The organism is Salmonella sp. A1325 (assembly GCF_056991255.1).
Genome location: NZ_JAMLWO010000003.1, coordinates 33,659 through 46,570, shown reverse-complemented (window position 1 = coordinate 46,570; position 12,912 = coordinate 33,659). Strand labels below are relative to the sequence as shown.

Here is a 12,912-nt window from a genome sequence, read left to right as displayed (position 1 = left end):
TCTCGATGCCTCAATTCAGTCATCATCATGTGGGTTTAAGTCAGGAACGTGTCAAAACCATTCCAAACGGGTTAATCATCATTCAGAAAATCAATTTGTGGGCGATTATTCCATTTATCTTCAATAAAAGACAGAAAGCGTTGAAATAAAGGAGAATAATACTGACGATGACGCCATACAAGATAAATGGGGAGATCTGGAACCCTCCATTCAGGAAGTATAATTTCAAGTTCATTATTTTTTAAGTATTTGGTGGCAAGCCAGGCCGGAGTCATGAGGTTGATACCCTTTCCTTCTAAAACCAAATTAAGAACACTCAAAAGATTATTGGAAGATAAATGAACATTAACAGCGCCACTAATAGTGTATGATTCATCCTGACGGAAAAGAGTAAGAGGTCCGGAAAGACCATGATTGTGAAGACCCACAATAATGTGATTTTCCAAATCGCCAGGGTGTGAGATCCTGCCATATTTTCTGATATATTTCGGACTCGCACAAAGAACCAACTTTAAAGGGCTTATCTTTCGATACACGAGATCCTCACTTTCGATTATGCCACTTTTAAAAACCAGCTCATCAAACTCCAGGGATTTACTAAAAAAATCGCTACGCTCTCGTGAATCCAGGTAGATTTTTGTATCCGGATAGCTAGCTGTAAATTCCCATATCCACTTATTGGCAAGAAACTCACAGACAATAGCCGGAGCCGAAAATTTTATACTCCCTCTGATAATTTTATCCGGATTTCGCAATTCATCCAGCAAGGACTGAAAGGAAGATGTTATCCTTTTCATGCTTGCATAGGCTGTCTGACCAGCTCCAGTCAGTTCTAAGTGATGTGAATCGCGCCGAAGTAAAGTAACCTCAATAGAATTCTCAAGGCGACTAAGCGATTTACTGACAGCAGAAATGCTAATATCTAATTCCCGTGCAGCCCGGGAAAGATTCCCTACTTCCGCCACTTTAATAAATATCATCCAGTCTCGCATACCACGATTATTGATCAGTTCCATCATTATCTTCCGTTGATAAAAGAAATTCTTATATCAAATGAGCTATCAACGACTTACTGATACGTCATTGTGTGCCTCAATGTCCTTGATATCATCTTAATAAAAAATCTATTGGCTGCAAAATAGCATCTGAATCGATCATGATTTTGCATCCATCTCCGGTTACTAATTGAACCTGTTTACCACTCAGTGTAAATACCCTATCTCAGAAGCGATCGTCAAGGTTGTCGCCGAACCAGATCTCAATAATAAAGTGGTTCATTGTCATGCACCCGTTCTGCAAAGGCATTCTCCTTTTCTGTGACGCAGTCTGGAGCACATTAATTGCATCGTTCACCTAACAAAGTATCCCGTGGAAACAAGCAAAACATCGCCAGATTATTCTTACTTGCGTACCCCCCACCCGGCTCGATATTATTTGTGAAAGCGGAGGAAACAGAACAGACGGTTTAAATAAGACACTTACTCAAAACACAAACCTATGTGCAGGCTCCTCTCATTTCGTCACGTCGCTGATATCCAGCTTTACTGGCGCCAGGGGAAGATATCTGCGCAAGGCAATAATTCCGGCGCAACAACAACCACTCCCGCTGGGCCTCTGTACATTCAAAATCGCCCATGACCAAAAGCCAGCGGGTAGAAGCCCTGCGCCAGTGACCTGCTGCCTCCAGATTCTGCGCAACCGGGTCTATCACGGCCTCCGGTGTTATCTTATTTCTGCTCAAAATCAGCACCATCATTTGGGATATAGCCTACAACCCCTGCCCGCCGATGATGGGGGAGGATTCGGTATGCAGCACTTTCATCCTGGTCTCCGGCTCAGTCAGCTATCCGACGTGGCCCCTTATGCCGGGCCAGCAGCGAAGAAAATCCGGGCGTGGTGTGATAAAACAGACGACGTTTCAGCCAGCCCACATTCTTTCGCTCCTTTGTGTTGATACGACCAATACGCTGTGAACCGATGACTGGATTGTTCATACGCCTTTCTGTGGTATACAGGTATGTGAACCCCAGCTCTTCAGCCACATGAATATAGTCAGAACAATACCAGCCCTCAGGCCAGCACAGATGCTGACTGCAGTAACCCAGCATCTCCCTCATCCGCTTACGACTAAGAAGAATATCGACACGAAGCAAATCCGAAGGATTACGGGACACAGGTTTCTGGTCCCAGCGTCGGTGGGTGTGCGTGTGCGAGTGAAACTCAACAAGGCCACTGAGGTGCATCTCCCGGACCTCTGACCAGCGCAGCATGACCTCATCAGCCCGGCCTTGTTTAACCAGCATCTGACACTCATCATGAGAGTACACCGGTTCGCCTGCAGGAATACGGACCGGTCCGTCACTGATCAAACTGGTCACAAGAAAGAGATGCGCATGCAGATTAAACTCCTGCAGCACCGGAAAAACCTGCAACCAGTTATCCAGCCAGCCGCCATCAAAGGTCAGCATGACGCTTTTACGAGGCAATCTTGCACCATGATAAAAAGCTTCCACCTCTGCAGCGGTAACGGTTTTCCAGCCAGATTCAGCCAGCCATTTCATCTGCGCCCGGAACGTACAGGGAGATAAGGTTATCTGTCCGGGTTTATCACTGACATGGTGATACATTAATACCGGTAAATGTCGTGCATAAGACATATGCTTTATTCCTTTATGTAAAAAATAAATTATTTTTACGCCTGAGGGGACAAGAAAAAGCCCCCTAAACATAAAATCTTAAATATCACATATGAATACCTGACAGATAAACAAACCTTATACCAGGGGCTTATAAAGCCCCGCTCACAAAAGAGTGAATCAAACAAACCCATAAAACAGAAAATAATAAAGGCATCAGTGTCCGTTAAATTATTTTACGAAACATAATATTCCTCTCCCTACAAAAAAAGATGAATTTCAGATTTTAAAATCAATCAGCAATTGATTTTTCTGCAATGAAGATTGCTAACCATATTTGCCTTGAGTAAATTTTCAATACATCCTCGAGCCTGATATACAGTATTCGCCTTATTCACTGATACAGGAAGTATGAGTGGAACGGATGTCTACGCCTCCTCGTGTGTCAATGCACAGGCCTTAAAATCCAGCGTCCAGGTATCCGCAGGCACTTCCTGATTGCCATCAACGACCACACTGAAACTGGCGTTATCTGCAGCGGTTCTTAAAATGGCGCCACGACCACTCACCGTATCTGGTTGCCACCCCTCACCCTCCAGGCGAACCTGAATGTGATGGCGAGGATCCTGTTGCCCGCTCAGCAGCAATACGGTAGGCGTGTTACCCGCCTTTTGCTCATCGCTCCATACCCGAAACCCGCTGTGACTGCCGTGATAAGTCACCCAGCCTTGCGCAAGCACCATCCCATCTGGCACGTGCCCAGCCCGAAAGTAAGTCCCTACACGTAGCGTTGTCTGAAGTTTTTCTGCGGCGTTCGCTATCGGCATCAAGCTACTGGCAGCGACCAGTAAGGTTACGCTATAGATAACCGTTTTCACTCGCTGTATTTTCATCCACATTATTCTCTCCTTCAGAATCGGCTATCTGCAGAGACCGCTCATTTGATACAAGCCCGCGATTCCCTTGTGGGCAGGTAGCTGGTAGTTAACCCGACATTGCTGTGCTCCCCATTTCACCGTCAGTTCGCCCTTATCCGCCAGACCAGTGAGATAAACCTGGCTATCAGTATCCACCAGAGCAGCACTGCCATCCTGCCCATTGACTGTAACCTGCGCCCCGAAAGGAATGGCGCTACCATCTTCCCGTTTCAGCGTCATCAGTGCCCTGGCCCCGATGCGAGTGTGAAACTTCGCTTCCACCACCGCCCCTTCGGTTGGCACCACGCGCACATCGGTTTGTGTGACCTCTGCGTCATCCGGTAGTCGCGACGGATCGAGGCTGACTGTATTCTCCTGATAGACGTTCAGGTTGCCCACTGTGGTGTCGCCACGAAAATCCGTCTTAACGCCAGGCCAGCCGCCAACTGGCACCCCCGAGGCCCCTGGCGCTTCAACCAGCGCCACTGAGCCTTGCAAAGGTTGCCCCAGCGTCACACCATGATGGTGGATAACTATACCTCCCGCGATATTGACTCCCATCTGGCGCATCGCCCGGCTGTAGCTATAGTCACCACCTAACAGGCCGTAATCCCCATTCCATGCCAAGTGCAATGCGCTGTTATTACCACCACCTGGCGGGGCATCGGCACGGTAACTCTGACGCACCTCCCAATCCAGTTGCTGACTTAATGCCTCTCCGTTGACCCCCACTTGTTGCGTCTGACCACCGTGTGATGGTGAAGTCATCTGCCAACTGGCACTTACATTATTCCCCGTCCAGCGGCTTAATGGCATACTGAACCACAGGCTGGTTATGTTCTCTTTACGGTGCGCGCCATTGCGCCACAGCGTTCTGTTTTGATTCCAGTTCAATGACAGCGAGCCCCCTCCGATAGAGGTTCCCCAACTCAGTCCGTAGCTGTCATCATGACCGGGGCGATTACGCCAGTCGGTACGGGAACCGGTTAAACTCAGATTGCCCAAATGCCTCCCCCATGACTGACTCAACATCAGGGTAGTACGCGAGCTCGGCTGCAAATTTTCCCGCCACGACCATAGACGGTTGCCATCATGTCGATAACTGTCGAGCACATCGGATAGGGTGTTATAGCCCTGCGAGGCATACTGCCATCTCGTCAGAAAAAAATTTGTCCCCGTCGCAGTCAGCTGGTTGCTGTAACGCAGTCGCCAGGAGGCTCCTTGCTGTACCGCCTCCCCCTGACGCTGACTGTGTGTGTCGCTTCCATCGACAGATAAACTCCCCCACCGCCCGAGAGATCCCCCCAAACCAAGCAATGCAGCTTGATAGTGCGTTGCACTCTGTATACCGCCGTATGCAGTGAGATTCCACGGCAGACCATACATCAACGTAGCCTGCGCGATCTGCGCCTTATCCGTTGCAGAGTCTGACGATCGGTATCGGCCCGCCAACAGGCTGTACTTCAAATATCCCTGGTGCAGTGCTATCGCCGGGGTCTGATACGGCACCACAAACATTTGTGTACTGCCATCGGCCTCCCACACGGTGACATGCAGATCACCACTACTGTCTGTTACCGACAGATCCCGCAGTGCAAACGGTCCGGGCGCCACGGTGGTGTTGTAAATGGTGTAACCATTCTGTTTGACCTCCACCCGAGCCTGCGTGCGGGCAATCCCACGCACTACCGGAGCAAACTGCCGCTCACTGTAGGGCACCATGTTGTCATCCGATGCCAACATCACACCGGTAAATGGCACACTATCAAATATCTCCCCCTGCGAAGTCTTTTGCCCCAGAGTCAGACGACTTTTTAGTGAGTACAGTCCACGCTCAGCATAGGTATATGCTGCCTGCCACTTCCCCGACAGTTGACCACTCCGCTGCCAGCTGGTCGCATTGCGGACACGCCACGCACCTATATTGATTCCCGGTTGCAGTTGTACCCAGGAAGAGTTGTCACGCCTCTCCATATCCATTTTGTAATCCGTCTGCGTTGTCCTCGCACTGTAGTTCATCAGAAACGCCGGAATACCATCATCCCAGAGATCTTCAGGAGCGATCCCCTTAAATTCCGGACGCAACGCCACCTGAGGAATACTCAGTTGCAGTTGCTGATTATTGATATCCAGTACCGCTTTAGCCTGTGGAATGGCGGTCAGATCCGCACACTCATCTGGGGTCTTTGCTGCTTTCCACAACTGAGGGTAATCTTCCGTTTTTACGCCGTAGCGTGAAAGCTGACTGACCGTCAAACAAGGAGCCAGAAAAGGCGTTCCTTGCCCATCCTTTTCCAATTTGAACACCACATCACGGGTGTCGACACGTTTACCATTCACCATCACGTCCACTCGATAAGTCCCTGGCTGTTGTACCCCCTGGTTAAAGAGCGACATATCAACCCCTTTCGCTGCATCGCCCAACATTGATGCATCGAATGTGTAAGCGTGCGCATTTGCGCAATGAACCACTCCCGCGATGAACAGTAGCAAGGCAGGTTGTTTGAACTTCATTTTCTGCCGCTAAATCCTTGAATTTATTTAAAAACGTAGTGGAACGGATGACTTTCACCACCTAAGTCTGTAATAATTTTCCATTCGACATCACCACGAGTGCCCCCTGGCATATTTAGTGTTTTGTCAGCAAAGGGGGGGACATACTCAAGCCCTGTAATGGGCTTTCCCCCTACTGTGACAGAGGCTAAATTCATGTAAAACGGGGTGGGGTTCTCTACCTTAAGTTTGTTGCCCGTCTCCACCCATCTTAAATTTCCTGCAACATCTTCCGGCGTCCCCTTCACGGCATCCGGGCGGAAAATCAGCTTGTCACAGGTGCTGATGGACAAATTGAGGTCAAGGGTCGCGCCCTTAGCCTGTGTATCCGACGGTTCATTTTCTGGTGGTACCGCCTTTATACAGACCCACTGTAAAGTCTCACGATCCGTTGGCATGTCACCACCAGTACGGATAATACGCAGTTGACTCTGCTGGTTCGCTTCTAAACGAAATAGAGGCGGCATCACCATAAAGGGGGCTGGCGAATTTTTGTCTTCTGCTTTGACTGAAGACTGAACCAAAATAGGGTAATCCTGCGGGTTGCTCACCGAGAGCGTCGCGCCGGGTGTACCAGCGTGATAAATCACACGTGTAGCTCCCAGCTTCACGCTGAATGATTTAGTGGCTGAATTTAATTGCTGCCTGGCGGCATATACTGAAACCATAGAATTAGAGGCGAACAAAGCTACCGCCATTAAAACAAAATTAATTGTTTTCATATCAAAAATTGTAAAAGAAAAATGAAAAATTTGATGTGTATTACGCCTTAAACAAGGCGCAATACACTAATAGTTATTTACTATTAAGGCTGATATCCCACTACGTCTACAGTCAGTGGGTACGTATCAGGTGAGATATCCTGACCCGCTATTACAACAATATCAACTGGGACATTGGTATCAAAGGTGGTCCATTCTCTCCCATTCCACATTAGCGGGACATGAGATTTGGCTACATCATTACTTGAAAAGCCCACAACGATTGGTTTGCCACCATTTTTACCAGTTATTTTCCATGTACTGCCAGTATTGTTCATTAGCGAGCCAGAAATCCCCCTGACCCCGAATTCTTTAATAGAAGTAGAATCAACTGTAAGCTTCGCAATATCCATATCATTATCATTCTTCCCAGCCATTAAGCCTGGCATCTGGTCAAACGATACGGTTAAATGTTCGGGAGAGGCAAAGCTAACATTCACTGATTTCTGTTGCTCTGTGTTCGGCACAACTGAAGCATAACAACTAGCAGCCATCATGCTCAACGCACTTGCGATAATCAATTTTTTCATGCTTTTCATTTGAATAACCACCTTTTTTAAACCAAATTAAAATAATCCAGCACATCCAGAATACATAACGCCATACCAAATCTTACCGTATGGAAAAATCCGTGGCTGGTAATAACAGCTTGTACTTATTGGTATTTGTTACCAATTCAAATAAGTAATGTTATAAAAATCTATACATCAGAGCACCTCTTAATCTGAAAAAAATTGCGTTATTGCCAATATAAACAGTGTTGATGTTAACATCGTGTTGTCAGGGTGGAATAGAATACTAGTCAAAAAGCAATTATACCTTCCATTTACATTCAAGTGATAACATTACAATGACACCCACCACACTGGGTGTGGGAAACTTATCTTCGAAGAGAGGATAATTATCAGGCATCGTTGCAACATTGTTTATATTTAAACATACGTCTCCTAACTCGACGGTAAGATTATTAGTTAACTTTTCCTCGCAGGGAAGATCTTTAATGGAAAATCTTGTTTTCCGAAACGGAAAAGCAATTATAGCGCTCCAATGAGAGTCTCAACACTAAGAGCTGACTGACACAGGCCAGACTGATTATACAGGCATGAAAAAGCTCTCCCCTTCCTTTCAGTTCTTGCTGGATTATGCAAACGTCGCACCACCTCCCCGTGAACATGGCACATTAATTTGAAGCAGCTCTCATCCGGTATCGCTTTTCAGTGCAGCGAAATTCATCGCAGGTGCCCCCGTAAATAGACCCGTTTTAGTTCCATGCATTTTTAAGATTCCGGCCAGATAACGTTATTGGCGGTATTCCTTGGGTATCATATTGTTCCGCGATTCATGTGGACGTTCGCAGTTATATTCTGATAACCCTTTATCCGTAATTTCCCGCACCTCATTCAGCGTTCTGAACAGATAAGAATTGAGTATTTCTGTACGGTATGTCCGGTTAAAACGCTCGATGAAAACGTTTTTCTTCGGCTTACCCGGCTGGATAAACGCCAGCTTTACTGCATGTTTCTTTGCTCATTCAGCCAGTGCCAGCGAGATAAATTCCGGTCCCTTATCCATACGCAGCATGGCCGGATAACCGCGGTTGCTGTAATCCTGTCGAGTACACGGACCACTCGCAGAGCTGGCAGATTCAGATCGATTTCAATCGACAACGCTTCACGATTACAGTCATCAACAACATTGAACGTGCGAAAACGACGCCCACAGACCAGCTCTGGTTCAGCGCTTCCGGCGTGACCAGTGGCGAGGGATTGCGTACCGGCAGCCGTTGTTTACCCTTACGGCGAAAATTCAGCTTGAGCAGACAGTAAATACGGTGGAGCCTTTTGTGATTCCACGCGTATCCCTGCCGCCGTATCCAGACTTCCAGTTGTCCCTGGTGGCTTCAGAAATACCGGCCTCCCGGTAGACATCTTTAACAGTCCGTCCGGATTCGACTGATCTAATCACAGCGATGATCTGGTGCGCAGTAAAACGGGCTTTACGCACAGCGATCTCCTGCGTTGGCAGATTGATTATGTCGGATGATCTCTAAATGTGAATGGCTCGATTATGCGGGATACTTACATATTCACGCGTTGAGAGACTTTCAGTTCGTTTGTACGGTGAATGGATGCCGCAGGCGGGGTTTATTAACGGGATGCCCGTCAAGGTGCGGGTAATGAGGGATTGCATCGTGATTACGCCGCAGCATACCCACGGACTCTTTGGCTGTATTGAAGGGATGGGCGTGACTTTTATTAATCAAAAGAAGGTGAAAGCGTGGCTAAAAACCTTTCCGGAGGCGCTGAACGATACCGGGGATATTCCGGTGATTAAACGTAAAAGAACGGAACAGGAGTTAATGAGTAATTGATAATAAAAAGCCGGAAAAAGATAACCCCTCCGGCTTTTACACATTATTCCTCCGGCTCCAGATGTTTTATTTCAATCCTTTTGGTTTTATTTCGGGATGTTTTTCATATAATGGATTCATTATTTTAATAAGCATTTCACCCATGATCAAACCAACCGCTTCTCGATATACCTTAAATTCATCCTCATCACAACGGGACTGAACAACAGCAACAGATTCATCAAGTTCCTTACCGAATCTCAACATTAAATCACTAATTAATATAGCTGTATCCTTATCGTTAACCATACTTATTCCTGTAGTAAAAACATCAACAGCATTGATTTTATTTGCATTCGTTAACACAATTCCAGCAAGCAAATCCGTTACTTTTTGTAGGTAAAGGCATAAATGAGCATTCACTAATGCAATTATTTTAAACCATTTTTCATCTTAATAACTTGCCAGAATCACCTCTATCAGTACCACAAGTAATAAGACCAAGAAGATCAATAGGATTCAGCGGATAATAATATCGGTTCCATCCCCCTTTCAGCCCTATTGGATCTACGTAATATACCTTCCCAGTCCCGGATTATAGAACGGTGCTAGTTATAATACAGCCCCAATTCTTCATCGCATTGGGATAGGTTCTAACTGGAGTTATCACACGTTAATGTAATTTAATTACCTCCCCATGTTTCCCCGCATCATCCGTAAACATTGCTTGCAAGCATATTTTTTGTCCATCATTTTTAATATAATTAAATTCTTCAATTAAAGAATAGTTAATATAGTCCACTCTATAATATAACTCCACGGATTTTGAATTAATGACATTACTATATTGAAGTTTTCGCCCTTTAATTTCACCGAGTATTTTCATTTTAGTTTCCATAACTGTTAAAAAATCTTTTCTCGCAGTGGCATTTTTGAAAGAGTCACATGACAAATCATATATCTCAGCATACTCCCCTTTATTATAAAGAGAAAAAAGCTTATCAACTCCTTCTTTCGCAACGTCTCGAATAGCGCTATCATTTTTAATATTCTCTCTACCTAACCATGTAAAAAATAGAATAACGAACAACACAATCAACACCATAAATAGTAACGATAGAAAAAATCTATTTCTTTTCACTTGAATTCACCTGATAACCAATCATATTCCTTATCCATCAGATCGAAAATCTCCGATAGACACCTCGAATGCCGGGAGCATGTGAGTTCCCCCCAGTCTCCAAATCCGGGTCCCATACTCACACCTTTTGTATATTTATAACTATCATTTTTATTACGAGCATCTGTATAAGCCATTCCCGCAAGAAGTGCCCCATAAGAATCCCCTCCAGACTCTGATATTCCTGGTGATAAATCAGCATCAGGGGCTGATATTGTGAATAACAAACCAGCAGAAGTACCTATACCGCTATGATCACACAATGAATAATACACACAAACCTCTCTTTCCTTTGGGGTGTGTACTCCGGCTCCAGTTGCCCCGCCATCTGCTCTGGCGTCAGCCTCCCGTAACGGTCATACCGGTACAGTTACTGCATATCTTCCGTGATGCGGTTATCCGCCCATAATGATTTCCCGGCTTTTATTCAACGAAGGATTAATAATTTCATGTACAGTCTCTGATATTCTTTACTCAGAGTTATCAGCCTATCCCCCAAAATAAATCACATATTATCTTGATTATTTTTTTAAGATTATCTCTAAACATCCCTCTTTTCGATAAAGTGGCATATAATATCCATATTATCGCGATTATACTTCCAATAATAAAGATCAACATGGATATTTTATTAATCATATTCATCAAACATCAATGTCCCTATCTCTTTGATTAAATTCATTGGAGAATCCATCATGTTATGGAATTTCTCTTTATACATATCGCTAATTGATGGCTCATCTGGATCGTCAAACTGTTCACTATAAGGCAATACACCTAATAAATTTTTGCAGCACCTATCCTTGTCGGTTTCATTAAGTGATTCTGATAATCATAAATTTGCCCTGTTATATGAAGCAGTTGCTAATGTGATATTCCCCCCTGCCAGAGAAACATTGCCCACTGGAGACAATGTAATAAATCCATCAGCAGCAATACCTATCCCGAGTTTGGCTACCCCACTTGTGTGCAATCTTGCAGAATTAGCTATATTTAAACCAGCCGTTAACATTTTTGCCGGATTAAATGGAAGACTATCCAGACTATTATTAGTCTCATCTATCATGCGACTACATATTTCACATGTAAACAATCCCAGCGAATCTATATCTATGACGGGATTCAACGGATAGTGGTAAGGATTTAATCCCCCTTTCAGCCCTGTCGGGCCTGACTGACGAACCTGCCACACTCCGGTGCATAATATCTGAACAGATTTTAATGCAGGCCCGTTTCATCGTCAAAATACGGCCCCGGTAGCCGGTTGCTCATCACTGGCCGGGGAGAGGGGGGGCGCGGTGCCAAGATGTCGCGCCCATACTCACTCACCCTGAGCTCCACAATCAGCCAGCATCCGGCGGAGAATTAAGAATTTATTTAGTCAGCAAATATGAATACCTCCGGCGCCAGCGTACGCCACATCAACAGCGAAACCTGCATGACCACCTGTTACTCACAAATCCCCAGCGGCGACTGCCAGGAAGAAGCGGGATTTGAGACCGGGGAGCGGCGTGACGGTGAAGATTTCGGACGGGTGTATTGTGCTAATGGCGGACGGTAACGAGGTGCAGGAGCTGCGCGAACAGCTTTATCAGGCTAAACGGGTGGTTAAGGGGGGTGAAGGATGTGCTGGTTTAGTGGACTGAACGGGGGTTAATAAAAAAACCGGGAAGAGTTAATTTCTTTCCCGGCTTTATATTACTACTAATCTCTCACAAAATTAACTATCTATTTTTCGTAATGATAATCTTCATATTCCCATGAAAAATAGCGTTGTAATACAAGACAAGATTCTTCCCAATTTTCTCTTGTACATTTTTTTAGAATATTTTCGATTACTTTCCTAAGTATATAATAATCAATTACAATAACTCTGTTATCAGATATGAGAAAATTCTTTGATCGCTTTCTCAAGGCTTCTGGAGTGGCAACTTTCACATAGAAATAGTTGCTTCCTTTTTCACCATCATTCATCCCAAGACATAAATCAACAGCCACATATGTATCTTCAAGAGAAGCAGGCTCCCACTCACTAAGTGGATCGAACATTGTTGAAGACATATCGTATAAAATAAGTTGTGGTTTATTTTTTTCATGGCCGAAAATTCTCCACGTCTAAATGAACATTGGCAATAACATCACCATCCCCATTTTTGGTTTCAAAATTCACTTGCTTTCCAGTCTTCGACCATGGACGACCGTTAACACGATCAAATCCCCTTTTATCAGCAGGGAATCTGAATGTTCTCAAACCATCTTCTGGCACAAGTCCCTTACCACTGGACATAACCTATAATTAGGACCTACAAATGCTTCCCCTAATCTGAAAGCATCATTCTGTGATACAACGCCAGTAATTCCCCGATTACCACCTGCGGCGGTCTGATTTCTAATTCATTTAAGCTTATTCTTAAACTACTGGTTTGTTAACTTGCAGGTTAAACCAAGAGGATCGATCCAGCCTAATGGATTCGGTGCATAACTGTAGAGATTTAGCCCCCCGCCAGCCCTATCG

13 protein-coding genes and 5 pseudogenes are annotated in these 12,912 nt (G+C 45.2%); 2 read left to right on the top strand and 16 right to left on the bottom strand.

Translation table 11 applies throughout. The features are described 5' to 3' along the window. Positions 1-71: 71 nt before the first annotated feature. The 9 genes and pseudogenes from NAZ64_RS07190 to NAZ64_RS07150 form a co-directional block, all read right to left on the bottom strand. Positions 72-1,019 (bottom strand): LysR family transcriptional regulator, encoded by a 948-nt coding sequence (locus NAZ64_RS07190; protein ID WP_000970302.1) that lies wholly within the window; start codon positions 1,017-1,019, stop codon positions 72-74. A gap of 496 nt (positions 1,020-1,515) precedes the next feature. Continuing rightward, positions 1,516-1,753: pseudogene (locus tag NAZ64_RS07185) on the bottom strand (PerC family transcriptional regulator); the annotation flags it as partial. 82 nt (positions 1,754-1,835) lie between these two features. Next, positions 1,836-2,657: a polysaccharide deacetylase family protein gene (locus tag NAZ64_RS07180; RefSeq protein ID WP_000119375.1), complete on the bottom strand. Its 822-nt coding sequence runs from the start codon at positions 2,655-2,657 to the stop codon at positions 1,836-1,838. Positions 2,658-3,064: 407 nt separating this feature from the next. Then, a complete protein-coding gene (afaD, locus tag NAZ64_RS07175) occupies positions 3,065-3,535 on the bottom strand; it encodes an AfaD family invasin (protein ID WP_000266949.1) in 471 nt (156 codons plus the stop codon). A gap of 21 nt (positions 3,536-3,556) precedes the next feature. After that, positions 3,557-6,067 carry a fimbrial biogenesis outer membrane usher protein gene (locus NAZ64_RS07170; protein WP_483640896.1) on the bottom strand — a complete coding sequence of 837 codons (2,511 nt, stop codon included), beginning with the start codon at positions 6,065-6,067 and terminating at the stop codon, positions 3,557-3,559. A gap of 23 nt (positions 6,068-6,090) precedes the next feature. After that, positions 6,091-6,828, bottom strand: a complete 738-nt coding sequence (gene safB / locus NAZ64_RS07165) for a pili assembly chaperone SafB (protein ID WP_024135809.1) — start codon at positions 6,826-6,828, stop codon at positions 6,091-6,093. Between the two features lie 83 nt (positions 6,829-6,911). Beyond that, on the bottom strand, positions 6,912-7,406 hold the full coding sequence (locus NAZ64_RS07160; RefSeq protein WP_483640895.1) for a pilus assembly protein: 495 nt from the start codon (positions 7,404-7,406) through the stop codon (positions 6,912-6,914). Between the two features lie 760 nt (positions 7,407-8,166). Then, positions 8,167-8,740, bottom strand: a pseudogene (locus NAZ64_RS07155) (integrase core domain-containing protein); the annotation flags it as partial. After that, complete coding sequence (locus NAZ64_RS07150) at positions 8,674-8,832, bottom strand: transposase (protein ID WP_217805114.1); 159 nt, start codon at positions 8,830-8,832, stop codon at positions 8,674-8,676. The gene NAZ64_RS07150 and the pseudogene NAZ64_RS07155, both read right to left, overlap by 67 nt. A 91-nt stretch (positions 8,833-8,923) precedes the next feature. Here NAZ64_RS07150 and NAZ64_RS07145 point away from each other — a divergent pair, with 91 nt between their 5' ends. Then, on the top strand, positions 8,924-9,238 hold the full coding sequence (locus tag NAZ64_RS07145; RefSeq protein WP_011233128.1) for a SymE family type I addiction module toxin: 315 nt from the start codon (positions 8,924-8,926) through the stop codon (positions 9,236-9,238). Positions 9,239-9,304: 66 nt separating this feature from the next. Here NAZ64_RS07145 and NAZ64_RS07140 read toward each other — a convergent pair whose 3' ends face one another. The 6 genes and pseudogenes from NAZ64_RS07140 to NAZ64_RS07115 form a co-directional block, all read right to left on the bottom strand. Next, positions 9,305-9,583, bottom strand: coding sequence for a hypothetical protein (locus NAZ64_RS07140; protein ID WP_012543321.1), 279 nt, complete (start codon positions 9,581-9,583; stop codon positions 9,305-9,307). 124 nt (positions 9,584-9,707) lie between these two features. After that, positions 9,708-9,861, bottom strand: a pseudogene (locus NAZ64_RS07135) (RHS repeat-associated core domain-containing protein); the annotation flags it as partial. A 29-nt stretch (positions 9,862-9,890) separates the two neighbouring features. Next, on the bottom strand, positions 9,891-10,358 hold the full coding sequence (locus NAZ64_RS07130; protein WP_001674144.1) for a hypothetical protein: 468 nt from the start codon (positions 10,356-10,358) through the stop codon (positions 9,891-9,893). Further along, on the bottom strand, positions 10,355-10,672 hold the full coding sequence (locus NAZ64_RS07125; protein WP_153274541.1) for a hypothetical protein: 318 nt from the start codon (positions 10,670-10,672) through the stop codon (positions 10,355-10,357). Before NAZ64_RS07125 ends, NAZ64_RS07130 begins: the two co-directional genes overlap by 4 nt. Positions 10,673-11,229: 557 nt before the next feature. Continuing rightward, entirely contained in the window at positions 11,230-11,463 is a 234-nt protein-coding gene (locus tag NAZ64_RS07120) for a hypothetical protein (RefSeq protein ID WP_125541564.1), read from the bottom strand. Positions 11,464-11,487: 24 nt separating this feature from the next. Then, positions 11,488-11,660 (bottom strand): annotated as a pseudogene (locus NAZ64_RS07115) (RHS repeat-associated core domain-containing protein); the annotation flags it as partial. Positions 11,661-11,787: 127 nt separating this feature from the next. Here NAZ64_RS07115 and NAZ64_RS07110 point away from each other — a divergent pair. After that, positions 11,788-12,035: pseudogene (locus NAZ64_RS07110) on the top strand (SymE family type I addiction module toxin). A 90-nt stretch (positions 12,036-12,125) separates the two neighbouring features. Here the strand turns inward: NAZ64_RS07110 and NAZ64_RS07105 are convergent. Then, positions 12,126-12,446 carry an Imm8 family immunity protein gene (locus NAZ64_RS07105; RefSeq protein WP_223201872.1) on the bottom strand — a complete coding sequence of 107 codons (321 nt, stop codon included), beginning with the start codon at positions 12,444-12,446 and terminating at the stop codon, positions 12,126-12,128. Positions 12,447-12,912: the final 466 nt, after the last annotated feature.